General features: G+C 67.8%; 24 protein-coding genes and 2 tRNA genes. 8 read left to right on the top strand and 18 right to left on the bottom strand.

All coding sequences use genetic code 11. From position 1 onward, the window contains the following. Nucleotides 1-56 precede the first annotated feature (56 nt). Together AB0E63_RS25075 and AB0E63_RS25070 are read left to right on the top strand one after the other, a co-directional pair. Nucleotides 57-560, top strand: coding sequence for a sigma-70 family RNA polymerase sigma factor (locus tag AB0E63_RS25075; protein ID WP_360370825.1), 504 nt, complete (start codon nucleotides 57-59; stop codon nucleotides 558-560). After that, the gene (locus AB0E63_RS25070; RefSeq protein WP_360370822.1) at nucleotides 557-1,213 is read left to right on the top strand and encodes a zf-HC2 domain-containing protein; all 657 of its coding nucleotides are present in this window, start codon (nucleotides 557-559) and stop codon (nucleotides 1,211-1,213) included. The genes AB0E63_RS25075 and AB0E63_RS25070 overlap by 4 nt, the downstream gene beginning before the upstream one ends. A 1-nt stretch (nucleotide 1,214) precedes the next feature. On the opposite strand, the gene AB0E63_RS25065 is transcribed toward AB0E63_RS25070, so the two are convergent. From AB0E63_RS25065 to AB0E63_RS25050, 4 genes are all read right to left on the bottom strand, one after another. Beyond that, a complete protein-coding gene (locus AB0E63_RS25065; protein ID WP_360370819.1) occupies nucleotides 1,215-2,480 on the bottom strand; it encodes a hypothetical protein in 1,266 nt (421 codons plus the stop codon). Nucleotides 2,481-2,487: 7 nt separating this feature from the next. Next, on the bottom strand, nucleotides 2,488-4,026 hold the full coding sequence (locus tag AB0E63_RS25060; RefSeq protein ID WP_360370816.1) for an alkaline phosphatase D family protein: 1,539 nt from the start codon (nucleotides 4,024-4,026) through the stop codon (nucleotides 2,488-2,490). Nucleotides 4,027-4,160: 134 nt separating this feature from the next. Further along, the gene (locus tag AB0E63_RS25055) at nucleotides 4,161-4,535 is read right to left on the bottom strand and encodes a DUF1304 family protein (RefSeq protein WP_360370813.1); all 375 of its coding nucleotides are present in this window, start codon (nucleotides 4,533-4,535) and stop codon (nucleotides 4,161-4,163) included. Continuing rightward, nucleotides 4,532-4,963, bottom strand: coding sequence for a cupin domain-containing protein (locus AB0E63_RS25050; RefSeq protein ID WP_360370810.1), 432 nt, complete (start codon nucleotides 4,961-4,963; stop codon nucleotides 4,532-4,534). The genes AB0E63_RS25055 and AB0E63_RS25050 overlap by 4 nt, the downstream gene beginning before the upstream one ends. Before the next feature lie 134 nt (nucleotides 4,964-5,097). Here AB0E63_RS25050 and AB0E63_RS25045 point away from each other — a divergent pair, with 134 nt between their 5' ends. Next, on the top strand, nucleotides 5,098-6,132 hold the full coding sequence (locus AB0E63_RS25045) for a LuxR C-terminal-related transcriptional regulator (RefSeq protein ID WP_360370807.1): 1,035 nt from the start codon (nucleotides 5,098-5,100) through the stop codon (nucleotides 6,130-6,132). Nucleotides 6,133-6,135: 3 nt separating this feature from the next. Here AB0E63_RS25045 and AB0E63_RS25040 read toward each other — a convergent pair whose 3' ends face one another. Then, on the bottom strand, nucleotides 6,136-7,041 hold the full coding sequence (locus tag AB0E63_RS25040) for an AraC family transcriptional regulator (RefSeq protein WP_360370804.1): 906 nt from the start codon (nucleotides 7,039-7,041) through the stop codon (nucleotides 6,136-6,138). A 122-nt stretch (nucleotides 7,042-7,163) separates the two neighbouring features. Between AB0E63_RS25040 and AB0E63_RS25035 the strand changes: the two genes are divergently transcribed. Next, nucleotides 7,164-8,015, top strand: coding sequence for an SDR family oxidoreductase (locus AB0E63_RS25035; protein WP_360370801.1), 852 nt, complete (start codon nucleotides 7,164-7,166; stop codon nucleotides 8,013-8,015). A gap of 63 nt (nucleotides 8,016-8,078) precedes the next feature. Here the strand turns inward: AB0E63_RS25035 and AB0E63_RS25030 are convergent, their stop codons facing one another. The 10 genes from AB0E63_RS25030 to AB0E63_RS24985 all read right to left on the bottom strand — a co-directional run bounded on the left by AB0E63_RS25030 (nucleotide 8,079) and on the right by AB0E63_RS24985 (nucleotide 16,555). Further along, nucleotides 8,079-9,200, bottom strand: coding sequence for an amidohydrolase family protein (locus AB0E63_RS25030; RefSeq protein WP_360370798.1), 1,122 nt, complete (start codon nucleotides 9,198-9,200; stop codon nucleotides 8,079-8,081). Beyond that, nucleotides 9,191-9,934, bottom strand: a complete 744-nt coding sequence (locus AB0E63_RS25025; protein ID WP_360370795.1) for a sugar isomerase domain-containing protein — start codon at nucleotides 9,932-9,934, stop codon at nucleotides 9,191-9,193. The genes AB0E63_RS25030 and AB0E63_RS25025 overlap by 10 nt, the downstream gene beginning before the upstream one ends. Further along, a complete protein-coding gene (locus AB0E63_RS25020; RefSeq protein WP_360370792.1) occupies nucleotides 9,927-10,667 on the bottom strand; it encodes a 6-phosphogluconolactonase in 741 nt (246 codons plus the stop codon). Before AB0E63_RS25020 ends, AB0E63_RS25025 begins: the two co-directional genes overlap by 8 nt. Beyond that, the gene (locus tag AB0E63_RS25015; protein ID WP_360370789.1) at nucleotides 10,667-11,488 is read right to left on the bottom strand and encodes a fumarylacetoacetate hydrolase family protein; all 822 of its coding nucleotides are present in this window, start codon (nucleotides 11,486-11,488) and stop codon (nucleotides 10,667-10,669) included. Before AB0E63_RS25015 ends, AB0E63_RS25020 begins: the two co-directional genes overlap by 1 nt. Continuing rightward, on the bottom strand, nucleotides 11,485-11,751 hold the full coding sequence (locus tag AB0E63_RS25010) for a hypothetical protein (protein WP_360370786.1): 267 nt from the start codon (nucleotides 11,749-11,751) through the stop codon (nucleotides 11,485-11,487). Before AB0E63_RS25010 ends, AB0E63_RS25015 begins: the two co-directional genes overlap by 4 nt. 176 nt (nucleotides 11,752-11,927) lie before the next feature. Continuing rightward, nucleotides 11,928-13,223, bottom strand: coding sequence for an ATP-dependent Clp protease ATP-binding subunit ClpX (clpX, locus tag AB0E63_RS25005; RefSeq protein ID WP_360370783.1), 1,296 nt, complete (start codon nucleotides 13,221-13,223; stop codon nucleotides 11,928-11,930). Between the two features lie 274 nt (nucleotides 13,224-13,497). After that, nucleotides 13,498-14,109: an ATP-dependent Clp protease proteolytic subunit gene (locus AB0E63_RS25000; protein ID WP_360370780.1), complete on the bottom strand. Its 612-nt coding sequence runs from the start codon at nucleotides 14,107-14,109 to the stop codon at nucleotides 13,498-13,500. 29 nt (nucleotides 14,110-14,138) lie between these two features. Beyond that, a complete protein-coding gene (locus tag AB0E63_RS24995; RefSeq protein ID WP_360370777.1) occupies nucleotides 14,139-14,762 on the bottom strand; it encodes an ATP-dependent Clp protease proteolytic subunit in 624 nt (207 codons plus the stop codon). A gap of 242 nt (nucleotides 14,763-15,004) precedes the next feature. Beyond that, nucleotides 15,005-16,405: a trigger factor gene (gene tig / locus AB0E63_RS24990; protein WP_360370774.1), complete on the bottom strand. Its 1,401-nt coding sequence runs from the start codon at nucleotides 16,403-16,405 to the stop codon at nucleotides 15,005-15,007. Nucleotides 16,406-16,482: 77 nt separating this feature from the next. After that, nucleotides 16,483-16,555 (bottom strand) — tRNA-Pro (locus AB0E63_RS24985). Between the two features lie 123 nt (nucleotides 16,556-16,678). Between AB0E63_RS24985 and AB0E63_RS24980 the strand changes: the two genes are divergently transcribed. After that, nucleotides 16,679-16,752 (top strand) — tRNA-Gly (locus tag AB0E63_RS24980). An 85-nt stretch (nucleotides 16,753-16,837) separates the two neighbouring features. Here AB0E63_RS24980 and AB0E63_RS24975 read toward each other — a convergent pair. From AB0E63_RS24975 to AB0E63_RS24965, 3 genes are all read right to left on the bottom strand, one after another. Then, a complete protein-coding gene (locus AB0E63_RS24975; protein ID WP_360370771.1) occupies nucleotides 16,838-17,209 on the bottom strand; it encodes a YciI family protein in 372 nt (123 codons plus the stop codon). Between the two features lie 324 nt (nucleotides 17,210-17,533). Then, entirely contained in the window at nucleotides 17,534-18,295 is a 762-nt protein-coding gene (locus AB0E63_RS24970) for an aminoglycoside 3'-phosphotransferase (protein ID WP_360370768.1), read from the bottom strand. A 29-nt stretch (nucleotides 18,296-18,324) separates the two neighbouring features. Further along, nucleotides 18,325-20,202: a hypothetical protein gene (locus AB0E63_RS24965; RefSeq protein ID WP_360370765.1), complete on the bottom strand. Its 1,878-nt coding sequence runs from the start codon at nucleotides 20,200-20,202 to the stop codon at nucleotides 18,325-18,327. A 142-nt stretch (nucleotides 20,203-20,344) separates the two neighbouring features. Here AB0E63_RS24965 and AB0E63_RS24960 point away from each other — a divergent pair, with 142 nt between their 5' ends. The 3 genes from AB0E63_RS24960 (at nucleotide 20,345) to AB0E63_RS24950 (ending at nucleotide 24,462) form a co-directional block, all read left to right on the top strand. Then, complete coding sequence (locus AB0E63_RS24960) at nucleotides 20,345-21,406, top strand: MoxR family ATPase (RefSeq protein ID WP_360370762.1); 1,062 nt, start codon at nucleotides 20,345-20,347, stop codon at nucleotides 21,404-21,406. Beyond that, nucleotides 21,399-23,183, top strand: a complete 1,785-nt coding sequence (locus AB0E63_RS24955) for a hypothetical protein (RefSeq protein WP_360370759.1) — start codon at nucleotides 21,399-21,401, stop codon at nucleotides 23,181-23,183. Before AB0E63_RS24960 ends, AB0E63_RS24955 begins: the two co-directional genes overlap by 8 nt. 64 nt (nucleotides 23,184-23,247) lie before the next feature. After that, complete coding sequence (locus AB0E63_RS24950) at nucleotides 23,248-24,462, top strand: MFS transporter (protein ID WP_360370756.1); 1,215 nt, start codon at nucleotides 23,248-23,250, stop codon at nucleotides 24,460-24,462. Nucleotides 24,463-24,543 lie beyond the last annotated feature (81 nt).

Below are 24,543 nucleotides of genomic sequence, written 5' to 3'. Positions count from 1 at the left end.
ACTGCCCCAGGAGGTTCAGTTGAACCTTTTATCGCTTCCGTACGTAGTTCTCTGGTGTGGATGACGACACAGTGATCCGCGCGCTGTACGACAGGTACCGGCGCCCGCTGTTCGGTTATGTCCTGCGTTCGGTGGGTGGAGACCACCAGTACGCGGAGGACATCGTGCAGGAGACGATGACGCGGGCGTGGGCACACTCCAGCGATCTGGACCCGGACCGGGTCGGGCGCTGGCTGTTCACGGTGGCGCGCAACCTGGTCATCTCGGGACGGCGCAAGCGCGCTGCCCGGGTGACCGAAGTACCGATCGACGACCGCGAGTTCGCCGCCCTCGGTGACGATATCGACCGCGTGCTGCAGGCCTGGCAGGTTGCCGAGGTCCTGCACAGTCTCAGCCACGACCACCTGCAGGTGATCATCGAACTATTTTACCTGCGGCGCACCGTCGCCGAGGCGGCCACCGTCCTGGGGATCCCACCCGGGACGGTGAAGTCGAGGAGCTACTACGCGCTACACGCGTTGCGCGCCGCCCTGGAGGAGCGAGGAGTGACCGGCTCATGACGTGCCCGGAGACCACCACGATCGGCGCCTACGTCCTCGGTGCGCTCGATGCGTCGGAACGGCGTGCCATCGAGCGGCACCTCGAGACCTGCCCTGTCTGCCGCGAGACCCTCCTCCAGTTCGCCCCTCTCCCCGGCCTCCTGCACTCCGTACCGCTCGAAGACCTCGAGGCGACGCCCGTCGAGTCGTGGATCCTGGCTGTCGAACCGCCGATTCCTCCCATCGCAATCCACGACTCGGCGCCACGTCCGCGGAGGTGGCGGCGAGTGCTCGCGGGAGCGGTGGCTTTGATCGTGCTGGGCGTGGTGGGAGTCGTCGGATGGCAGGGCCTGCAGGGACCGAGTTCACAGTCAGCTACCTGGACGGCGACGAATGGTGTCGGCGGGATCGACACCACGGCCAAGCTGACCAGCCATGGCTGGGGTACTGACATCAAGCTCAGCCTGAGCGACTTGAAGCCCGGTGAGCAGTGCACGCTGGTCGTGCACGGCCGGGACGGAACAGTCGAGACGGCCGGCTGGTGGGCGACTCCGACCACTTACCACGCCGATGTGCCTGCCAGTACGTCGATTCCGCTGCACGACATCGATCGGCTCGAGGTGGTCACGGCCGGGAACACCGTGCTGAGCACGGTGTCCCCGGCGACGCGGTGACTCACCAACTGTTGTTGGAGATTCCGGTGCCTAGATAGATCTGGTCGTACGTGTTCCCGTCGTTGTCGTCGGTGTAAGCCACGGCCACCTCGGCGAACGGCGACACGGCCACGGTCATCTGCTCCTGACGCCCGTCCGGCAGCGAGCTCAACTGCTGAGCCGACAGCCGGCCCGTGTCGGTGCCATCTGTGCCGAAGCCGCGGACCCAGACGTCGAGGGTGGTGGCCTGGACCGTCCAGCCGACCACCGTCTGCGCTTGATCATCGATGCCGATCGACGGCGCGTTCGCACCGGTCGCCACCTGTACGTCGGCGTACCGGGCGGTCCCCGTCGACGTGAAGTTGCGCGTCCAGGCGCCCGCCGTACCGGTGTGGTCGGACTCCCAGGCAACAGCGAAGTCACCGTTGAAGTTGGCCGCGACCGATGGGTGAGTCTGCTGGCCGCTGGTGTTGGCGTTCGCGACCCGGCGGGACAGCGTGGCCGCACCGTTGGTCCGGCCCAGCCGGATCAACCCGACGTCGTACGACGAATTCGCATCGCCGTCGTCCTCCCAGACGACGATCGCATCTCCCGAGGCAGACACGGCTACGTCCGGGTTGTCGTGCTGCCCGGTCGTCGTCGAGGCGGTGACCTCCCAGGCCCTGGTCGTCGGACCCGTGTACCCGGCCGCCCTGACCGTCGGCTGGGTGCCGGTCTGGATGTCCTCCCACACCACAGTGAACGCGACGGCAGCACCGCTCGGCGCACCATCCGGGTCGACGGCGACCCGCGGGTTGATCTGCTGCCCGTCGGCACTGGTGTTGGCGTTGCCGGAGGCGGTCACCGTACCTGCGGTGTTCACCACGCGGTACGGCACGTTGTAGTAGCCGTTGCCGTCCGGGTCGTCCTGCCACACCACGACGGCGTTGCCCTTGTCATCGAGTCCGACATCCGGGTGCAGGTGACGCCAGTTCGTCACCCCACTGCTGCCGCCGGCGGAGAGCTTCTTCTCGTAGACCGACGTTCCGTTGTGGAACAGCCGGATGAAGATCTCGCTGTGCACGTTGTCGGTCGCGTTGTCGGTGTCGCGGTCGTCCTCCCACACCACGGCCACATAGCCGTTGCGGTTGGTCGCAATCGAAGGGGCGTCCTGGTCGCCGGTGGAAACACTGTTGGCGGTCATCCAGGTCGGTGCGGCGAGGTGAGCGTCCGCGGTGGTGGCGTTGATCGTCAGAGTGGTCGCTGCCAGCGCGGTGATGGCGATTGTCTTCTTCAGTGTCTTCCTCATAGTTGCCTCACACCGCCTGCAGGCCGGGCTGGCCCTCTTGGACGACGAACGACTTCGCCGTGGTCGCTGCGGCGCCGTGCTCGGACACCTTCGCCACCGCCCTGAAGTCGGCCCGCAGTTGCGCCGGGCTGATCGTCGTACGGACGTAGCCGCGGCGGTTGTTGTAGAACTTCAGCCACGGGTTGGTCCCGACATCGGGGATCGTGGTCGCGCCGTCCCCGTCTCCGCTCGACGTCACCGAACTCGTCACGAGCTCCGTGCCGATGGTCGCCGAACTCGCGTTGTTGTAGTCGGCCTTCAGGTCACTGGCCCAGGCCCGGTGCACGTCTCCCGTGAGTACGACGGGATTGCGGACAGCGCGGTCGACCCAGCCCTGCTGGATCCGGGCGCGGGACGCGCGGTAGCCGTCCCACGAGTCCATGCTGGCGCCGGTCGAGTTGAACCGCCGCGCGAAGAACACCTGCTGGCCGATGATGTCCCAGGTGCCGAGGTGCTGGTTCAGACCGTCGAGCAGCCAGGTCTCCTGCGAGTTGCCGGGCAGACTGCGCGACGCCAGGTCCGCGTCCGAGCAGAGCTGCCAGCCATCACCACAGGCCTGGTCGTTGCGGTACTGCCGGGTGTCGAGCATGTGGAACGTTGCCAGACTCCCCCACCGCAGCCGTCGGTACAGCTGGATGCTGTTGCCACTGTTCACCTGCGCGGGCCGCAGCGGCATGTTCTCGTAGTACGCCTGGTACGCCGCCGACCGCCGAGCGGTCCACTGCGCGGCAGTCAGCGCCGGGGTGTTGTTCTCGCGCACTGTCCCCGCGTAGTTGTTCTCCACCTCATGGTCGTCCGGTACGACGATCCACGGCGCGGCAGCGTGGGCGGCCTGGAGATCCGGGTCCGTCTTGTACTGCGCGTACCGCTGACGGTAGTTCGCGAGGGACACGATCTCGGCGGTGCCTGCGTGCAAGCGCGGCCGACCGGTCGTCGGACCGTACTCGTAGATGTAGTCGCCCAGGTGCAGGACGACGCCCGGCTTCTCCTCGGCCATCCGGCGGTAGACGGTAAAGTAGCCCTCTTCGTAGTGCGAGCACGAGGTGAATGCCATCACCAGGTCACGGCCTGCCGCACCGACCGCGGGAGTGGTGCGGGTGCGGCCGACTGGTGAGAGGTGGCCCTGTGCGCGGAAGCGGTAGTAGTAGTCGGAGTCCGGGCTCAGACCGCCCGCGACGACGTGCACCGAGTGGGCGGCGGCGTACTTCGCGGCGACCGAGCCGGAGGCCACGAGGGTGCTGAAGGTATCGGTGGTCGACACCTGCCAATCGACGGTGACATCGGCGTTCGCCATCCCGCCTTGGCCGTCGGCGTTCACCGGCGACGGGGCCAGCCGGGTCCAGAGCACGACACTGTTCGCATCGGGTTCGCCGGAGGCGACACCCAATTGGAACGGGTACGGGACTGCCGCGGTGGCCGCGATCACGGCCGACCGGGCCGGGAGCGCGCTGACGCCGGCCGCGGCAATACCGCCGAAAACAAGGGTCCTGCGACTGATTGGGCTCATGGGCCTCACCTTCACGGGTACTCAGGGCGGCTGGCCCCCGGACCGGTCGAACTGTCGGTGACATTCTGGGGACCATGAGTGGTGTGCGGTGTTTCATGCCCATGATTGCGCAATGTTCGTAACTTTCCTACAGGTCAGCCCAGCATCAGAATGAGCAATCCCAGGGCAGGAATCCCCTCGAGCAGCGCGTTCAGCCAGAGCTTCCGCTCCGACACGACCAGCACCATCGCCATGAATGTGTGCTGGGCCGCGGTGAATGTCACCAGCGCCTCGCCCGCCGGGACCTGACCGGACCGCGCGAGTACGACGCCCGCCACCAGAGCGATCGCCGTGGTCAGGTTGTAGAAGCCCATGTTCACGGTCCACAGCCGGACCGCGTCGAAGTCCCGGGGCTTGGTCAGAAACATCGAGTACAGCCTCGGTTGGCGGTAGAGGAACGACTCCATCACCCACACCCCGGCGAGCATCACCGCGATCACCACAGCGAGCACCTGCGCCGCCGTACTCATCGGAGTACTTCCACGCCGTGCCGGCCCGAGATCTCTCCCAGGGCGGCATAGTCGGTCGGGTCGGCGGTGGCGAGGTCGGCGAAGAACGCGCCCATCCGGCCGGTCTGGCTGACCGCGAGGAACTTCGCGGCGGGCGTGAGTACCGAGAAGGTGTTCACCGTGCCGGCCGGGATGCTGATCGACGAACCCGGGCCGAGGTCGTACCCCTGGTCGCCGGCCTGGACCAGGATCCGGCCCTGCAGGACGTAGAACGCCTTGCTCCACGACTCGGTGTGCGGCGGTCCGGCCTGGCCGCGCGGCGCGTCGATCTCGAAGATCTCGTACTGCTCGCCCGTGTGTTCGGCTCCGACCTTGACCGTCACGGTCGCGTCCGGAGCGACGTACTCCGCGCCGGTGCCTGCTGTGCTGAGATGTACTGATTCGGTCATGATGTCCTCCCTTTGCCACGACCGTAGGAAACAGGCGCGCGGGCGGATATCCCGTCGCGGTGGGCTCGTGCGGGCGGTGGAATCCCCACATTTCCGGGATAGGCGGCATCGGTACGGCGGCGCATACTGAGCCCATGTGGGAGGGCCGGGCGCGAGCCGCGCGCCGGGACATCGCGGCACTGGCGACGTCAGGACTGGGCGTCGTGGACCTGCATGCCGCCGCGATCGAGGTGGTCGAGCAGGTCATCGGCAGTGAGCTGACCTGCTGGGCCGGGATGGACCCGGGCACGCTGGTGATCAGCTCGATGACGAGCGGCCGCGACCGCATCCCACCCGAGTACGAGCCGCGGCTGGCCGAGACGGAGTACGCCGGAACCGACCCGAACTCGTTCGCCGAACTGGCCCGGTGTTCGCGCCCGGTGGCACGACTGTCCGACCTGCCCTACCGCGAGGTCGTCGGGCATCGGCGGCTGAACGAGGTCTGGCGGCCGCTCGGGATCGAGCACGAGGTGCGGGCGACCTTCACGGTCGACGGGGACTGCTGGGGCGCGGCCGGTTTCGTCCGCAGCGGGCCGGACTACAGCGATCGCGAGGTGGAGTTCCTGGGCTCGGTGGCGCCCGTGATCGGCGCGGCCACGCGAGTCGCCGTACGCACGGATGCGCATGGGTACCGCGGAGGGGTCGGCCCGTCGATCGTTGTCACCGACCCTCGTGGGGAGCCGCGGGCGATCACCGCAGCCGCGCAGATCTGGCAGGATGAGCTGAACGAGATCGCTCCTGGGCGGTTCGGCGTACTACTTCGCGCGGTCGTCACCGGGACCCGAGCGGCCGGGACCTTCCAGGCCCGGGTGCAGACTGCGTCCGGTGGTTGGGTGGTCCTGCAGGGCAGCCGGCTGATCGGTGACCAGGAGGAGGTCGTGGTCACGATCGAGCCGGCCTCGGGTCACCACCTGGTCGGCATGCTGCTGGCGGCGTACGGACTGACCACTCGGGAGCGGGAGATCTGCCTCGAGGTGATCTCCGGTCACACCACCACGGAGATCGCCGACCGGCTGTCGATCTCACCGCACACGATCCAGGACCATCTGAAGGCCGCATTCGCCAAAGTCGGCGTGCGGAGTCGCGGCGAGTTGGTCGCCACGCTCCGGCCGGAGGACCTCACGAACTGACGGTCAGTTGCCTACGACGGTCAACTGCTTGCGATAGGTGCCTGGTGGGATGCCGAAGTCGCGCTTGAACGCCTTCGCGAACGCGAACTCGGACGTGTACCCGATCTCCTTCGCCACTGTCGCGAGCGGCCGGTCATGGTCACGCAGCAGCCGGGCTGCAGTGGTCATCCGCCAGCGGGACAGGTAGGTCAGCGGCGGCTCGCCGACCGCCTCGGTGAACCTCCGGGCGAACGCCGCCCGCGACAGACCGACGTCGGTCGCGAGGTCCGCGACCGTCCACGACGCGCCCGGCCGGTCGTGGATCAACTCCAGCGACCGCGCGACGGCGGGATCGGTGAGGGCCCGGGACCAGCCGCTCTCGGTCGGGCAGTTGCGATCCTCCAGCCAGGCCCGCAGGATCAGCACCAGCAGCGCGTCGACCAGTGGCGGTACGACGGCCGCCGCGCCCGGCCGATTGGCGTCGAGCTCCTCACCGAGGATGCCGATCGCGGAGTGCAGCGTGCGATGCCGGCCCGGATCCGCGGGCACGTAGACGACATCGGGCAGCCTGCTCAGCACGGGATGTGGGCGCTCACGATCGAGCCGGTATGTGCCGCACAGCAGTAGCGAGCGCGCACCGCCACCCTGTACCGGCTCTTCGATCGCCGGATCGAAGTCGACCAGCGGCGAATCGGGATGGTCCGCCAGCGCGTGCTCGAGGCCGCGCGGCATCAGCACCACGTCCCCCGGCCCCATCGCGATCGGCGCCCCATCCGGCGGCAGCAGCCACGCCGTCCCTTGCAGGACCAGGTGGAACGTCGCGCCGAACGAGTGGGCGAACCGCAGCCCCCACGGCCCCCGGACATCGGTCCGGCCGGACGTGGCCGGGCCGGTTCGGAGCGCGGAGACGACATCGGCGAGAACATCCATGATTGGCATCATACGCCAGCCCTTCAAGACGATCGGACATGAATCAGCGCTTCATGGACATAGAACCGCTCGTCCTGGCCGCCTACTGTCGGTGATGTCACCCTCAACGACAAGGAGTACGGATGAGCATCGTCGTCACCGCCGCCACCGGTCACCTGGGCCAACTCGTCATCGATGAACTGCTGCAGCGGGTACCCGCCGACCAGGTCGTCGCGGTCGCCCGGAACGCCGAGAAGGCGGCCGGCCTCGCCGAGCGTGGCGTCGAGGTCCGGATCGCCGACTACAACGACCCCGCTGCGCTGGCCACGGTGTTCGGCGCCGGCGACACGGTCCTGCTGATCTCCGGCCTCGAGCCGATCCGGCGGGCCCAGCACCAGTCTGTGATCGACGCGGCCAAGGCGGCCGACGTCGCCCGGATCGCGTACACCAGCGTGCTCGGCGGACCGGAGGCCGACTTCGATCTGGCCGCCGACCACATCGCCACCGAGCAGGCGATCCTCGATTCGGGTTTGCCTTATACGTTCCTGCGCAATGGGTGGTACCACGAGGTCTACACCGACCAGATCGCCGTACAGCTGGAGCACGGGGTTGTCGGCAGTGCGGGCGACGGCCGGATCGGGTCGGCCTCCCGGCGCGACTACGCCGCCGCGGCTGCCGTCGTACTGACCGGTGCGGGTCACGAGAAGACGGCGTACGAGCTGAACGGCGACAACGCCTGGACGCTGGCCGAGTACGCCGCCGAGCTCTCCCGGCAGTCGGGGCAGGACGTTGCCTACAACAACGTTCCGGGCGAGACCCTCCTCGGGATCCTGACCGGAGCCGGCGTACCGGAGCAGTTCGCGCCGATCCTCGTCGACGTCGACGCCGCGATCGAGCGGGGCCTGCTGGCCGGCCGAGGCTCCAACCTGAGCCGCCTCATCGGCCGCCCCACTACTCCCCTCGCCGACGCCATCGCGGCCGCCCTGCAGCAGTAATTCCTAGGTACTGCTGTCTCCGCACGACCACGCCGAACGTGGGTCTCTCGCCTTGGCGCATTCTCAGCGGAAGGACAGCTCGCGGTCGCCGGGCTGCCAGTCGAAGGTGATCACGTCCGCGATGCGGGTGCCCGGACGCAGCTCGCCGCCGGCCTCGTCGATGATCCGGCCGGGGTTGGTCGTCGCCATCGTGAGGGCATCGGGCAACGAGAAGGATCGGGCCGCCCAGGCGACCCCGTCCGCGAGTGGTGCGGCCGCTCCGGCGAGGTACGGCGTACCGCGCACGAGGAGTCGTCCGTCGTCGGTGAGCTCCACGTCCCCGCCGACGGTCGACGAGTAGTCGCCCGGCGCCAGGCCGCCGATCGCGACCGAGTCGGAAACCAGGAACGAGTGGTCGATGCCCTTCGCCCGGACCATCGCGACGAACGTGTCCGCGGGCAGATGGTGGCCGTCGGCAATGAAACCCGCCTGCAGGCGGTCGTCGGCCAGTTGCGTCCAAAGGTAGTTCGGGTGGCGCGGGAGCTGGGCATGCGCGCCGTTACCGAGATGCGTGCTCAGGCTCGCGCCGGCGTCCACTGCGGCGCGGATCTGGGCCGTATCGGCGTGGGTGTGGCCGATCGCCACCCGGGCGCCGGACGCGACCACCGCGGCGATGAACTCTGCGCTACCCGGCCAATGCGGTGAGATCGTGACCAACCCGACCAGACCGTCCGATTGCTGCTGCCACAGTTCGAACTCCGCCAGATCAGGCGGCCGCACCTCGGCCGCAGCGTGGCAACCACGCGGCCCGTCCTGATCCGAGATATACGGCCCTTCGAGATGTACGAACGGCACCGCCGCCGTAACCTCCGCATCCCGCCGCCGCGCCTCTGCGACCACGCGCACCGCCCGCCGCATCCGCTCGGCTTCCGCGGTGATCACCGTCGGCACGAACCGCGTAACCCCCACCTTCCGCAACGCCTCCCGCAACCCCACAACACTCTCAACCGACACCTCCTCCGCATTCACATCGAACCCCGCAAACCCATTGACCTGCAGATCCACCAGCCCACTACAGATCCAAGGCAGTTCACTCCCGCCGCCTGCTTGGGTACGGGTGATCGTGGTGATGCGGCCGGCGGTGTGGTCGAGGTGGAGGATGTCGCCTGACCACGGGTCGCGACCCGTCAGCCTGTTTACAGCCACCGGACTCGCTCCCGGAAGCGGCCGATGAATACCGCGTTGGCCTCGTCTCCACCCGGCGCATTGCCGCTCCGCCACACCGGCGGCACGACGCCCTGCGCGATAAGCAGCTCGATCGTCCGCACCACCATCGTGTTGAGCGCGAACGCACTCGCAAACGTGGACACCGCCCCAACCCGCTCAGTCATCCCGTCAAGCTCGATCACCGCATCCCCGATCGGCACCTTCGTGTCCACCGCAACGTCGACCACCGCGTGCAGGTTGGCAGCGGACGGATGCCGAGCCGGATGATCCCGCGCCGTCCGCTCAGCATGCTCGCGCGAACTCACGCCGATCGTCCGCACACCCCGCTCCCGCGCCATCAGCGCCGCGTCGATGAGCACAGTGTTGATCCCATACGCATTTACCAGGATCAGCACATCATCCGCGCCAAGTCCGGCGTTCTCGATCACCATCCGCCCGTACCCGGCCGTCCGCTCCACCGCCATCGACCGCAAGGCGCCGTTCGACAGCAACGTCCCTTCGTCCAGGATGGCCGACACATGCATCAGTCCACCGGCCCGGAAGAAGATCTCCTGCGAGGCAAGGTTGGAATGCCCACCCGGCCCGTACACGTGAATCAGCCGATCCCCCGCAACCTGCTCAGCCATCACCCGAGCGGCCGCCTCGATCGACTCCCCTTCCTCCGCCTCGATCCGCCCCAGCAGCTCCGTGATCTTCGCCAAGTAATCACTCATCTCCAGCCGCCTCCCGATCCACGAACAACCGAGCCCGCGGATGCGTACGCAGCGCGCTCGCCGGCACCACCGGATCCACAGGCCCCTGCAAAGTCCGTCGTACGGCCTCCGCCTTCGCCACGCCGGACACCATGCAGAAAATCTCCCGCGCCGACAGCAAAAAAGGAACAGTCAACGTCCACGCCTGCGCGGGTACGTCGTCAAGTCGCGCGAACAACCCTTCATCCACCTGCTGCCGCCGACTGGTCTCGTCCAGCTCTACCACTTGCACGACGTCGGGCGTACTGAAGTCCGCCGGCGGATCGTTGAACGCGAGATGCCCATTGACCCCGATCCCGGCCAGCACAACATCGATCGGCCGCTCCGAAACCAGCCTCGCATAGCGAGCAGCCTCAGCGGCAGGATCGGAGCCACCCGCCGGGTCGAACACCGTCAGAGGTGCCGATGCTCTGAAATGCCGTCCCAGCCACCGGCCGAACCGCTGCTCCGCATCCGCCGGGAGACCGACGTACTCATCCATGTGGAACGCCTGGACCTTCGACCAATCGATGCCCTCAGCAACGGACAGGGCAGCCAGCGTGTGCGTCTGGCTCGGCGCGGCAGCCAGCACCAATCGGGCTGAGCCCTGTGCCTCGATGGTCCGGCGCAGGGACTCGGCCGCCGCCGCTCCAGCCGCGGTGCCCAAGGTGACTGGGTCCGGGAAGACCTCGACCGTGAGCTTGTCGATGATCATCAGACCAGCCGCGAGTGCTGCTCGCCCAGGCCGTCGGCCCAGACGCGAAGGACGTCGCCCGCGCGGAGGTACCGCGGCGGCTTCTGTCCGGCGCCGACGCCGGCCGGTGTGCCGGTGCTGATGACATCACCCGGGTACAGCGTCATGAACTGGGAGATGTAGTGCACCAGATGCGCGACCGAGAAGATCATCTGCGCGGTCGAGCTGTCCTGCAACGCATCGCCGTTCACGTCGAGGCCGAGCTTGATCGCCTGTGGATCGGCAACCTCGTCGGCGGTCAGCACCCACGGACCCAGCGGGCAGAACGTCGGCGAGTTCTTTCCCTTGTCCCACTGCCCGCCGCGCTCCAGCTGGAAATGCCGCTCCGACACGTCGTTGACCAGTACGTAGCCCGCGACATGATCCAGAGCATCCGCCTCGCTCTCGAGGTAGGCCGCCGTCCGTGCGATCACCACGCCGAGCTCGACCTCCCAGTCGGTCTTCTCGCTGCGACGCGGGATGACGACATCGTCGTGGGCACCGACCACAGTGTCCGGCGCCTTCATGAACAGAATCGGCTCGGCCGGCGCCTCCTGGCCACCCTCGGCCGCGTGGTCGGCGTAGTTCAGGCCGACACACACGATCTTCCCGGGACTGAGCGGCGCGGCCAGTCGCACCTCCTCGAACGCCACGGCCGTCTCCACCTCCGCGCCGGCGGCACGCTCCCGCCACCGGGCCGGATCGAACGCCTCGGCCTCGCCCGCGAGCGTCGCCACCCGACCGTCTTCGGTCAGTACGGCGTCACGCAGCCCGGCGTCGGTGTGGACACGTAGCAATCTCACTGCTTCCTCCAAGGAGCTTGTCTGGCCCAGTTCAAGTAAGCGATACCCAATGCATGTGACCCTTGCACCGGCACGAGCTGCACCGCGTCGTAGACACGCAGCGACTGCTGGTAGACGAGCGGGTCCTGCTCGGCGTACACACCCCACCGCGCACATTGCACCGCATTGGCCGGTACTGCGTCCGCCGTACCGTCGACGCGCAACCACACCTCGGTCGCCGACCGAACCACCTTCTGCGTGAACGTCGCGGTGAACCGCTGCACGTCGACCGAGGCGCACTGGAACGGCTTCAGCTTGGCGTCGGCGCCGCAGCTCCGCCAGGCGATCTGGGCTTCACGTCACCGACCGTAGGGGGCTGCGCACTCAGGACGCGGCCACCACGAGAAGGAGGCCGGGAGTCCGCTATTCAGCGGATCCCGGCCTCCTTTTGCAGATTGCGTCAGGCGGTCTTCTCGCGGCGCTCGCGCTTGCGCTCGATCTGGTCGCGCGGGATGAGCGTGGGGTTCACGTTCTCCAGCACGACCTCGCCGGTGACGACGACCTTGGCGACGTCCTCGCGGCTCGGCACCTCGTACATCACGTTGAGGAGAACCTCTTCCATGATGGCCCGCAGACCACGGGCGCCGGTGCCGCGCAGCAGCGCCTGGTCCGCGATCGCCTCGACCGCGTCGTCGCTGAACTCGAGCTCGACGTTGTCGATCTCGAAGAGCCGCCGGTACTGCTTGACCAGCGCGTTCTTCGGCTCGGACAGGATCTTGATCAGCGCGTCGCGGTCCAGCGGGGACACCGTGGTGATCACCGGGAGCCGGCCGATGAACTCGGGGATCAGGCCGAACTTGAGCAGGTCCTCCGGCATGACGTCGGCGTACCCGCCGAGCTCCTTCGGCTTCTCCGGCTCACGCGAGGTGTTGAAGCCGAGGGTCTTCTTGCCGACCCGCTGCTCCACCATGTGGTCCAGCCCGGCGAACGCGCCGCCGACGATGAACAGCACGTTGGTGGTGTCGATCTGGATGAACTCCTGGTGCGGGTGCTTGCGGCCACCCTGCGGCGGCACGGAGGCCGTCGTACCCTCCAGGATCTTCAGTAGGGCCTGCTGCACACCCTCGCCGGAGACATCGCGGGTGATCGACGGGTTCTCGCTCTTGCGGGCGATCTTGTCGACCTCGTCGATGTAGATGATCCCCGTCTCGGCCTTCTTGACGTCGTAGTCGGCCGCCTGGATCAGCTTGAGCAGGATGTTCTCGACGTCCTCACCGACATACCCCGCCTCGGTCAGCGCGGTGGCGTCGGCGATCGCGAACGGAACGTTCAGCATCCGGGCCAGCGTCTGGGCGAGGTAGGTCTTGCCGCAGCCGGTCGGGCCGATCAGCAGGATGTTGGACTTGGCCAGCTCGACGGCCTCGTCCTTGGCGTGCCGGCCGGCACTGGAGCTGCCCTGACCGTCACGGACCCGCTTGTAGTGGTTGTACACCGCCACCGCGAGAGCCTTCTTGGCCACGTCCTGTCCGACAACGTACGCATTGAGGAAGTCGTAGATCTCCCGCGGCTTGGGCAGCTCGGTGAGTCCGACCTCGGAGCCCTCGTTCAGCTCCTCCTCGATGATCTCGTTACAGAGATCGATGCATTCGTCGCAGATGTAGACGCCGGGACCGGCGATGAGCTTCTTGACCTGCTTCTGGCTCTTACCGCAGAACGAGCACTTCAGCAGGTCGCCGCCGTCACCTATGCGTGCCACCGGGACAGATCCCTTCTATGCGCAAGTCGAAACGTGGGCCAAGGGGGGCGTGGGCCGCTCGGGCCGGGGCGCCAGGTCACTGACACGGCTACCCCGATCCAGAATTCGACGGTACCCCGTCCGGGGCCGAAACGCCGCGCTCACCGCCGGGTTGTGACTACGCCGGTGGCGAACGCGCCAGGCCCTTGACAGCCCCCTGTGACCCATATCGTCACCCCGCCTGAGCGGGGCGGCAGGCTCGGGCACCGGCCGGAACCGGTTCCCGAGCAGCTGCTCAGACGCCGGCCGGGACCGGGGACTTGAGGGTTTGCAGGACGTCGTCGATCAGGCCGTACTCGATGGCCTGGTCGGCGGTCAGGAACTTGTCCCGCTCGATGTCACGCGAGACCTCCTCCAGCGACTTGCCGCTGGCCTCGGAGATCATCTTCTCCAGCAGAGCGCGCAGGCGGAGGATCTCGTTCGCCTGGATCTCGATGTCGCTGGACTGCCCGTAGGTGCCCTCGGTAGCCGGCTGGTGGATGATGATCCGGCTGTTCGGCAGCGCGAGGCGCTTACCCGGCGTACCGGCCGCGAGCAGGACCGCGGCGGCCGAGGCGGCCTGGCCCAGGCAGACCGTTTGGACGTCTGGCTTGATGTAGCGAACGGTGTCGTAGATCGCGGTCAGCGCGGTGAACGAGCCGCCCGGGGAGTTGATGTAGATGCTGATGTCGCGGTCGGAGTCCATCGACTGCAGGCACAGCAGCTGCGCCATCACCGCGTTCGCGATCTCGTCGGTGATCGGCGTCCCGAGGAAGATGATGCGGTCCTCGAACAGCTTCGTGTAGGGGTCGATCCGGCGCATGCCGTACGACGTGCGCTCCTCCCACTGCGGGATGAAGTAGTTCATTGTTCGTCCTTAACTGACGGAGTGGGAGATCAGGAGTTCGGGCTGCCGGAGGTGAGCTGAGCGGCGCTCGCGACCACGTGGTCGATGAAGCCGTACTCCTTGGCCGCGTCGGCTGTGAACCATCGGTCGCGGTCGGCGTCGTTCTCGACCTGCTCGAGCGGCTGGCCGGTGTGCTCGGCGATCAGCTTGAACAGCTGCGCCTTGATGTGCAGCGACTGCTCGGCCTGGATCTTGATGTCGGACGCCGTCCCTCCCATGCCGCCGGAGGGCTGGTGCATCATGATCCGCGCGTGCGGCAGGGCGAAGCGCTTGTCCTTCGCACCGGCGCAGAGCAGGAACTGGCCCATCGAGGCGGCCAGGCCCATCCCGACGGTGGCGACGTCGTTGGAGATCCACTGCATGGTGTCGTAGATCGCCATGCCGGAGTCCACCGAACCACCCGGCGAGTTGATGTACAGCCAGATGTCCTTGTTGGGGTCCTCGGCGTTGAGGAGCAGCATCTGCGCGCAGATCGCGTTCGCGTTGTCGTCGCGAACCTCGGACCCCAGGAAGATGATCCGGTTGCTCAGCAGGCGCTGGTAGATGTGGTCGTCGAGTCCGCCGGATCCGTTGCCGCCCGCGGCGGTGGGGCTGGCTGCAAATGTCTCGTTCACGAAGCCGACATTACTGGGCCGGGGCGACAGACCTAAGGCTGGGCCTCAGGTGTTCGCTCACGGCGCACCCCACGGCGCTTTCCGTCTGCTCTGAGCGAATTCTGCTGGTGTGATTCAGGCCGCCCGGCACTCCTCGAAGGCTTACTGGTCAGGTACTTCGGGGTTCGGTTGCGGCTCGCGATCGGCCGGAGACGCGCGAACGGCCCGGAACCACAGTGGTTCCGGGCCGTTCGTCGGACAACTCAGGCCTTCGCGGGCTCCTCGGCCGGCGTCTCCTCGGCCGACTCCGCCGCCGCTGCCTCTGCCTCCGGGTCGGCGTAGGTGCCGTCCGGCTGCAGGGTCTTCAGCTCGACCACGTTGCCGGAGGCGTCGGTGACCTTGGCGTTCTCGACCAGGTGGGCGAGCGCCTTGCCGCGGACGACCTCGGAGACCAGGCTCGGCACGAGGTTGTTCTCGACCGCGTGCTGGGCGAACTGGTCCGGGCTGACGCCGGAGCGCTGCGCATGCCGGACGATGTGCTCGGTGAGCTCCTGGTCGTTGACGCTCAGCTCCTGCTGCTCGGCCACCAGGTCGAGCACGAACTGCGCCTTGATCGCGTCCTCGGAGCGCTTCTTCAGGTCCTCGTCGAACTCTTCCTGGGTCTGCTCCTCGCCCTCCAGGAACTGCTCGAACGACATCCCGGAGTACCCGAGCTGCTGCTCCAGGTTCTCCTTGCGGGCGGCCAGCTCGTCGGTCAGCAGACCCTCCGGCACCGGCACCTCGACGAGAGTGAGGATCTTCTCCAGTACGGCGTCACGCGCCTCGCCGGCCTGCTCGAGCCGCTTGCCGCGCTCCAGCCGGGCCTGCACGTCGGCCTTGAGCTCGTCAGCGGTGTCGAACTCGGACGCGGTCTGCGCGAACTCGTCGTCGAACTCCGGCAGCTCCTGCTCCTTGACCGCGGTCACCGTCACCTCGACGTCGACGTCCTCGCCCTTCAGCGCGCCGCCGACCAGCTGGGTGACGAAGGTCTTGCTCTCACCGGCGTTCAATCCGGTGACGGCCTCGTCCAGGCCGTCCAGCAGCTGGCCGCTGCCGACCTGGTACGACAGGCCGGTGGCCTGCGCCTCCTCGACCTTCTCGCCGTCCTTGCTCGCGGACAGGTCGAGAGTGATGTAGTCCTTGTCCTGGACCGCGCGCTCGACCGGGTTCAGCGAGCCGAAGCGCTGCTGCAGCGCCTCGATCTGCTCGGTCACCTCGTCGTCGCTGACCGCGATGTCCTCGACCTCGGCCTCCAGACCCTCCAGGTCCGGCAGCGTGATCTCCGGGCGCACCTCGACCTCGGCGGAGAACTGCAGGCTCTCCTTGTCGTTGAACTCGGTCACGTCGACCTCGGGCCGGCCGATCGCCTTGACCTGGTTGTCACTGACCGCCTGCGAGTACAGCTTCGGGAGGGCGTCGTTGATCGCCTCTTCGAGCACCGGGCCGCGACCGACCCGCTGGTCGATCACCTGCGGCGGGACCTTGCCCTTGCGGAACCCCGGGACGGTGATCTGCGAGGCGATGCTCTGGTACGCCGCGTCGAGGCTCGGCTTGAGTTCCTCGAACGGCACCTCGACGATGAGCTTGACCTTGGTCGAGCTCAAGGACTCGACGGTGCTCTTCACGGTGGCGGTTCTCCTTGATTCGATGACATTCACAGCACGGTGACAGCCCGCACTGCACCGGTGCTGCAGGGGGTTTGTCGGGGCGACAGGACTCGAACCTGCGGTCTCCTGCTCCCAAAGCAGGCGCGCTAGCCACTACGCTACGCCCCGCAGTGACCGCACGAGTCTAGTCGACCCGAACCAGTGCTCGCGCCACCACCCCACCCCCGAACCGGTTTGAGACCGGGCCCGGGGATGTGGAATCATGTCCGAGTGCCCGCCGAACGGGCGCACGCGGGTGTAGCTCAATGGTAGAGCCCCAGTCTTCCAAACTGACTACGCGAGTTCGATTCTCGTCACCCGCTCCAACACAGAAGGCCCCTGGCCAGAGGCTCGATCCTCTGTCCGGGGCCTTTTGTCTGTCTGGGGCCTTCGTCGGTACTGGCCGGGCGTTCAGGCAGTCTCGGCGGCCACGTCGGTGGTCGCGTACCGGAAACGTCGTACCTCCTGCGGCCAACCGCAGGCCACCGCGATCTTCCCCGCCCATAGCCGGGCAGCCTCCTCGTCCGCCACGTCCACGACGGCGAAGCCGCCGAGATACTCCTTGGACTCGACGTACGGACCGTCGGTGAACAGCGGCGTGCCGCTCGACGCATCGACACTGAACACGGGCGCAGCGTCGTCCAGGCCACCGGTGAAGATGAGCACCCCTGCAGCCGTCATCTCTGCCCGCACCGCGCCGGCAGCCTTGGCGGCCTGGCGCAGATCCTCATCCGTGAGCTCAGGCACCCACTCGTCATTGAACGCGATGAGGTACTCAGCCATGACTCCTCCTCTGCGGTATGACCTCTGCGGCCACCCTCCACCTTCTCCACGAACGACAGCACCCCATTCCGACACCACACCCAGAATCGGCCGCCCGCACTGCGGCCGACGCCCCGCTAACCCCAGAAGCCAGCGCCGCTGCCTCCGAGCGTGATGGTGTCCTTCTGCTTCCGACACCGTTCGCATTCCAGGTAATGCGCTCCGCCCTCAGGGTTGCGCTTGTTGACCCACCGGTGAATCCCAATCCTGCAGAGAAGCCTGCCCATGCTCAGATCGTCATCCACCGACGAACCCAACACAACGGTGAGCGATCACGAGGGCTGTTCAGGACGGAGGTGGTGTGGTGTCGAGGGTCCAGAGGAGGCGGTAGTACTCGGTTCGGGCTTGGTCGGGTTGCACTCCGTAGGCGGAGAGGAGGGTTTCTTCCCAGCCGGGCCCGTAGTTCCACTCGGTACTCCACGTCGCCACGGCGAGATCGGCCCAGCAGTCAGCGGTGCCGAGGTTGGCCAGGTCGACTTGGCCCGAGTACTGACCATCTGGTGTGACAAGCGTGTTCGGTACGCATGCATCACCGTGGCACACCACCAGCTTGCCTATCGGCGGCGCGGCTGGAAGATCGCTGATAGCCCCACCGCGCACAGCCATGGATTGGCCGATCCGGTCATCCACCGACCAAGTGAAGGGGCATCCTTCAACAGGCAGCGCGTCGTGCAGTCTGCGCAGCCCCACACCAGCCGCCTGGACGGCCGTCGCGGGATCCGCCTTCCAACGATCGCTGACTGCGCTATCCCCGGGCAGACCAGCCGTAACCATCCAGGCTCCCTCCGAGTCCGTTCCGTGGTCGAGGAGGACGGGGACCGAGGCGAACTCGGTCGCCCATTGCAGCCGCAGTACTTCCGCCGTCAGATCGAGCCCAGATCCTGCCGGCGCCCACTTCGCGAACCTGCGCGACGGCCCACTGCCGATCTGAAAAGTCAGGCCCCCAAGCCCATTCCGCCACACCGGCACCACGGACTGGTCGCGTCCAAGCCGACGAATCTGCCCAGGCACGGCAACATCATCAGGCGGACGTCCACTGATCAGCACGCCCCCATCCTCCCGCGCCCGCGGACCTCTCAGTTGACGCGGAGGAAGGCGATGGCGTCGATGGTGGCGGGGGCTGTGGAGGTGGAGACGATCTTTACTGGGCCGGTGCGGAAGGGGGTGATGGGGAGGTAGGTGACGACTCGGGAGGTCGTGGTGGCGGCGAGGTTGACGGTGCCGATCTTGATGTTGGCGTGGTAGATGTCGACGCGGCCTTGGCCAGGACCGTGGATGGCTACGAGGGCGATGCGGGCGGCTGCCTCGGTGGATTTGGTGAGGTAGGCGCCGTTCGCCTTCAGGATCGTGGTGGTGCCTTGGAAGGCCAGAGTGCTCGTCGAGCGGGTAACGGTGCCAGCCGAGGTGAGGGCGCGGTCGTCCTGGGGCGCCACGGAGCACAGCTGCGGGGACCATGCGGACAAGTTCCCGAGGTAGTCGCGGGACCGGACCATGAAGCACTCGTCCCAGCCGAGGCGCGGTGCGTAGGAGATGCTCGTGATCCTCGTGTTCTGCCACGTCGCCGGGTACATCCACTTGCCCAGCGCGACACCTGGCGCGGCGACCTTGTAGACGACGTCGTACGACGCCACGTCGGTGTCGTCCTTGTACGTCCACCGCACCAACGTCGGCGAACCGAGCTCCACCCGGTCCCCGATCCGCCAGGTCACCAGCGACGGCGCAGTCCCATCGACTTCACTGCAGTACGACGCACTCCACGCGCTCACATTGCCGGCGTAGTCACGCGCCCGTACCTGCCAGCACGTGTCGGTCCCGATCGGTGCGCTGTAGCTCGCACCCGTCGTCTTGAGCCCCTGCCACGACGGCACCTGGTTCCACGCGCCGTACGGCGACGTCCGGTTGGGGCGCTGCTGGATGCGCAGGTCGGACGAGTCGACGCCGGACGCCGGTGAGTTCGGGTCCTGTGGGTCGGTGAAGGCCCACTCGAACGACAGACTCGTGTTGTCCCGGATGCGCGCACCCGCCGACGCACTGGTCAGCACCGGCGCCACAGTGTCAGGCCGCTGCTGCGGATCCGCCGTGAGCCAGCTCAGGCTGATCACGCGCGGTTTGCTGTCGGGATCGGCGTACGCGATCTTGGCGGCGCCAGACCCGTCAGTACGGAAGCCGGCGGGCGCCGTGCGGATCGGGCCATAGCGGCGCTGACCGAGCGCCCGGTCGTTCAGGTCGGTCACCAGCAAGTCAGAGCCGGACGCCTGCACAGTGAAGCCGTTGCCCAGCTGAGCATCTGCCGCCACGGTCAGGTCCCGCGGAGCCTCCGGACCCTTCACGTCGACCACCTGGTTGCAGCCGCTCAGCAGCGCCCAGCGACCGTTGACGCGATCCGGACCGACGGTGCACGCACTCGCGACCAGGACGGTCTTCACGACACCAGTGGTCAGGTCCTTGCCATCCAGATGACCAGGCTCGGTCACCTTCCAGACCGCGCCGTCGGCCATCGCGAACGGCGGTGCGTAGTCCGCCAGCTTGGTCTTACTCGCGACGTCGTACACCTCGGCCGTGGCAGCGTTCGGGGCACGGTGGGACACCAGCTTGCCGCCCTTGCCCAGCACGACCTCGTCAGTCGCGGGGAACGTCAGCCCGCCGACCTTCGCCGTAGTGCCCGCGAAGGTGAGCAGCGATGGCCCCTCCACCTGCAGCCGTTTGGTGTCGTTGGTTCCACCGGATGCGGTCCAGGTAGTGCCGTTGTTGCTGGTCTCGTACACGGTGTGGTCCTGCGGGTCCGACACGACCACGCGTGCCCCGGACATCCCCACGTCGGCCGCGGTGTGCCCCGGGACGAGCGCCCCCTCCCCCAGATGCGCGGGCGGATCGGCTGCCATCACCTGAGTCGCCGCCAACGGAACTAGTACGACGGCGCACGCGACCGCAGCCACCTTCACCCGAAACCCCACCACAAGAACCCCCCAGTTCGCCTAGTACACCGGGCCGCACCCTAGCCAGTAACCACCAGTAACGGAAGCCAGGCCCGAAAACCATGTGACACGCCCTGGGCCGAAGAGGATCCTGAAGGGCTGACCAAACGGAAAGGAACGGATGCAGGCGGGGATCACGGTATCGGCGGCGGAACTGCCCGAAGTGCTGCTGCACGTCGCAGTGGTGCGCCCGGTCTTCCTGTGGGGAGCGCCGGGGATCGGGAAGAGCAGTCTGGTACGGGCGTTCGCGGATTCACTCGGTCTGGAGTGTGTGACCCTCCTGGGGACCCAGCTCGCGCCGGAGGACCTGATCGGCGTCCCGCAGATCGTGGACGGGCGCAGCCGGTTCGCACCACCCGTAGCGATCGCGCGGGACGAGCCGTACTGCCTCTTCCTGGACGAGCTGAACGCATCGTCCGCCGAAGTGCAGAAAGCGTTCTACTCACTCATCCTGGACCGCCGGATCGGTGAGTACGAGCTGCCTGAGGGGTCCGTCGTCATCGGGGCCGGCAACCGTGCGACCGACAACGCACTGGCCCGGCCGATGGCGAGCGCACTGATCAACCGTCTCGTACACGTCCACCTCCGCGCGTCCCCGACCGACTGGCTGCGATGGGCCGGTACGGCGGGGATCCACCCGTGGGTACTCGACTACCTGCGCAACCGCCCGGACCACCTCTGGACCGCACCGCCGAAGACCGAGGAACCGTTCTCGACGCCGCGAAGCTGGCACATGCTCTCGGACGCACTGCACTCGTACGGCGACAACGTATCCGACGAGACCCTGCGAGTACTTGCCTTCGGCACCTTGTCTGCTGCACACGCCTCCGCGTTCCGCGCGTACGTGAAGACGGTCCGGAACGCCTTCGGGCTGGACGCCGTACTGAAGGGCGAGACCGGCTGGCCGGCCGCTCCGGAGGACCGCGACCTGCTCTACTTCCTGGCCGAGACCTTCCGGGCCCGGCTGGTGAAGGAACTGGCCGCGGACAAGGCGTCGGCGAGTCCGGCGGCGCGGCAGCTCGCACACCGCGGCAAAGCGCTGCTGGTCGAGCTGGCCGAGATCTCGCTCGAGGTGGCGCAGCTGGTGATCGCGGCGGACGACGACGGCCGCCCGGTGCTGCCGACCTGGTTCCTGGTCGAGGTCAGCCGCGACCTCCCCCGCCTGGTCGCGGCCCGTGCCTAAGCGCCGGAAGGCCCGCAAGGACCCGGCGTTGGAGGCGATCCAGCTCGGCTGGCAGACAGTCTCCAAGCACCCACTGTTCGCACCGATGACCGCCTGGCACGCGGCCGTCCGCCGCAGTGACGACTGCCCGCCGGACGCCTGGGCCACGATCGACTCCAACGGCGAGATCGTCACCCACCCGACCCGGAAGGCGTCAGCCGAGGAGTGGACGTGGGTCTTCGCGCACTTGCTCATCCACCTCGGCCTCGGCCACGCCGACGGCGACCGCCCGGCACCGGATCCGGCCGCGAGCGCCGCGTGTGACGTGGCCGTCAACCGCTACCTGCACTCGCTCAAGCTCGGCACACCGATCGTTCAGCTACCGCCGGGCTTCCCCGCCACTGACGAGGAGGCGCTCGCCCGGCTGTGGCGGCGCGAAGGCATCCCGCCCGAGTACGCCGGTCTCGGAGTCGCCGGCGGACAGTCCGACGTACTGCAGCAGCGCTGGAACGGATACGGCGATCCACCGAAGTGGGGCGAACTGTTCGCGGCCGGACTGTCCGCGGCGGCGGCTGCCGCGGTGGACGTCGCGGGCGGAGCGCGGACGAGGCTGACGGACCCGCACCGCAGCCAGGACAAGTGGGACCTGGCCCTCGCCTGGTTCGTCTCGTCCTACCCGCTGCTCGGCGCCATCGCCTCCAGCATGACGATCGTTGCCGAGGCGGAGCTGGCCCGTGGCTGGGATATCCAGGTCGCCGCCGTCAACGCGACGGTCGGCGAGATCTACGTCAACCCACTGGTCGGGATGACGCAGAACGAGTGGCGATTCGTGATGGCCCACGAGATGCTGCACGCCGCTCTGCGCCACGGCGAGCGCGTCGGCGGCCGCGACCCGTACCTGTGGAACGTCGCAGCCGACCTGGTCATCAACGGCTGGCTGCTCGAGATGGGCGTCGGCGCCATGCCCGACGGCGCGCTGCACGATCCGGCACTGAAGGGCATGTCCGTCGAGACGGTGTACGACCGCATCACCACAGACCTCCGCCGCTACCGCAAGCTGGCGACACTGCGGGGCGTCGGTCTGGGCGACGTGCTCGGGCATCCGCTGCCGCATGCGGGGGAAGCAGCGCGTGCTGCCGGGCTGGACGACATCTACCGGCGCGCGCTGAGCACCGGGCTGGCGTACCACGACTCTGCTCGCGGCACTCTGCCTGCGGGTCTGGTCGAGGAGATCCGCGCGCTGGACCACCCGCCGCTTGCTTGGGACGCACAACTGGCCCGCTGGTTCGAAGAGCACGTTCCGGCCGTTTCCAAGATCCGCACGTACGCGCGCGCGTCCCGACGCCAGTCCGGTACTCCGGACATCCCGCGGCCAGGGTGGATCCGGCCGGTCGAGGTGGACCGGCTCCCGACGTACGGCGTGGTCCTGGACACCTCCGGATCGATGGACCGAGAACTGCTGGGCAAGGCGCTCGGCGCCATAGCGTCGTACTCGCGGGCTCGCGACGTACCGGCCGCGCGGGTCGTGTACTGCGACGCGGTGGCATACGACGCCGGCTACGTGCCGGTGGACGACATCGCGGGACGCGTGCAGGTACGCGGTCGCGGTGGGACCGTGCTGCAGCCCGCTGTGGACCTGCTTGAGCGTGCAGACGACTTCCCGGTGGACGGACCGATCCTGCTCATCACCGACGGGCACTGCGACGTTGTCCGGGTACGGCGGGAGCACGCTTGGCTGATCCCGGCCGGGGCGTCGCTGCCCTTCACTGCAAGGGGTCCCGTGTTTCGCGTGCAGTGAATACGCTCCGCTGCGGGCGAACAGCCGTAGTCGCATGACTCTGGTGAGTGACAGGTTGCAGGTCATGGCATGGGTCGTGAGAGGCGAGTTCCGCAAGCTATGGATCGGGCAACTGGTGTCAGCGTCCGGCAGCGCCATCACTACGGTCGCCCTGCCACTCGTTGCCGTCGTCACGCTGCAGGCCTCCGCTGTGCAGATGGGTGCACTGTCCGCGCTGACCATCGCGCCACATCTGGTCTTCGGACTGCTGGCAGGCGTCTGGGTGGACAGGTGGTCGCTCAGGCGGGTACTGATCTGGACGGACCTCGGGCGGCTCGTTCTACTCGGTTCTGTCCCAGCGGTCGCGGCGCTGGGCTCCCTGCGGATCGAGCAGCTCTATGTGGTTGCCGTACTGACCGGAGTACTGACGCTGCTGTCGGACACCGCGTCCCAGACGATGATCCCGTCGCTCGTGCCACGCGAGGACCTCATGCGGGCGAACAGTGCGGCCCTGCTGAACTTCAACCTGGCCTCGACGGCCGGTCCGTCCGTGGCCGGGTTCCTGGTGCAGCTGCTGAGCGCACCGTTCGCGATCATCGTCGATGCGGCGTCTTACGTCGTGTCCGCGGTGGCGTCGTACCTGATCCGTGAGCCGGCCCGGGCGCCCGCGCCGGACCGGTCCGAGGTGCGGCTGTCAGCTGGACTGCGGGTGCTCTTCGGCAACCGGATCCTGGCACCGCTCATCAGCTCGGCGACCGTGGCATCGATGGCCGGTGCGATCCAGGGGCCGCTGATCGTGCTCTATCTGATCCGCGAGCTGCACCGGTCGCCGTCGTTCGTCGGTGTCCAGCTGACGACCTTCGGCGTCGCCGCGGTGCTCGGGACCTTCGCAGCCACGCCATGGTGCCGCCGGGTGGGCATCGGCCGCGCCTATCTGTCCGGTGCCTTCCTCGCCTCGCTCACCGGCGTGGCGCTGTTCACCGGCCTCACTCCGATGATTCTGCTCGGCCAGGTCTTCGCCGGCCTCGGCATGTCCCTGTTCGGCGTCCCCCAGCGCACCCTGCGCCAGGCGGCCGCGCCGACTCACCTCCTCGGCCAGGTCACCGCCAGCTGGCGCACCCTGGTCATCGGCGGTCAAGCCGTCGGCGCCGGCGGTTCCGGCTTCCTCGCCACCGCCATCGGCATCCGCCCCACCCTGCTCCTGGCCACCGCCGGCATGCTCGCCGGCGTCCTGATCGCCTTCTTCTCACCCCTCCGCACCTTCCGATCGCTCCCGGCCGAGACCCCAGTGGCCAGCTGACCGACGATCGATGGCCCGGCACTGATTACGAAACGCGATAGCTGTGACCGGGGTCACCGCGTGGCACCGGGCCCGCTTATT

Origin of the sequence: Kribbella sp. NPDC026596, assembly GCF_040638415.1 — a bacterium.
In the GTDB taxonomy this organism is placed as follows: Bacteria; Actinomycetota; Actinomycetes; order Propionibacteriales; family Kribbellaceae; genus Kribbella.
This window is presented reverse-complemented; position numbering and strand designations above follow the sequence as displayed.

Excerpts from the sequence above, each read along its gene's own strand:
- AB0E63_RS25070 (WP_360370822.1), top strand. The coding sequence starts at position 557 with ATGACGTGCCCGGAGACCACCACGATCGGCGCCTACGTCCTCGGTGCG.
- AB0E63_RS25065 (WP_360370819.1), bottom strand. The coding sequence starts at position 2,480 with ATGAGGAAGACACTGAAGAAGACAATCGCCATCACCGCGCTGGCAGCG.
- AB0E63_RS25060 (WP_360370816.1), bottom strand. The coding sequence starts at position 4,026 with ATGAGCCCAATCAGTCGCAGGACCCTTGTTTTCGGCGGTATTGCCGCG.
- AB0E63_RS25055 (WP_360370813.1), bottom strand. The coding sequence starts at position 4,535 with ATGAGTACGGCGGCGCAGGTGCTCGCTGTGGTGATCGCGGTGATGCTC.
- AB0E63_RS25050 (WP_360370810.1), bottom strand. The coding sequence starts at position 4,963 with ATGACCGAATCAGTACATCTCAGCACAGCAGGCACCGGCGCGGAGTAC.
- AB0E63_RS25045 (WP_360370807.1), top strand. The coding sequence starts at position 5,098 with ATGTGGGAGGGCCGGGCGCGAGCCGCGCGCCGGGACATCGCGGCACTG.
- AB0E63_RS25040 (WP_360370804.1), bottom strand. The coding sequence starts at position 7,041 with ATGGATGTTCTCGCCGATGTCGTCTCCGCGCTCCGAACCGGCCCGGCC.
- AB0E63_RS25035 (WP_360370801.1), top strand. The coding sequence starts at position 7,164 with ATGAGCATCGTCGTCACCGCCGCCACCGGTCACCTGGGCCAACTCGTC.
- AB0E63_RS25025 (WP_360370795.1), bottom strand. The coding sequence starts at position 9,934 with ATGAGTGATTACTTGGCGAAGATCACGGAGCTGCTGGGGCGGATCGAG.
- AB0E63_RS25020 (WP_360370792.1), bottom strand. The coding sequence starts at position 10,667 with ATGATCATCGACAAGCTCACGGTCGAGGTCTTCCCGGACCCAGTCACC.
- AB0E63_RS25000 (WP_360370780.1), bottom strand. The coding sequence starts at position 14,109 with ATGAACTACTTCATCCCGCAGTGGGAGGAGCGCACGTCGTACGGCATG.
- AB0E63_RS24975 (WP_360370771.1), bottom strand. The coding sequence starts at position 17,209 with ATGGCTGAGTACCTCATCGCGTTCAATGACGAGTGGGTGCCTGAGCTC.
- AB0E63_RS24960 (WP_360370762.1), top strand. The coding sequence starts at position 20,345 with ATGCAGGCGGGGATCACGGTATCGGCGGCGGAACTGCCCGAAGTGCTG.
- AB0E63_RS24950 (WP_360370756.1), top strand. The coding sequence starts at position 23,248 with ATGGCATGGGTCGTGAGAGGCGAGTTCCGCAAGCTATGGATCGGGCAA.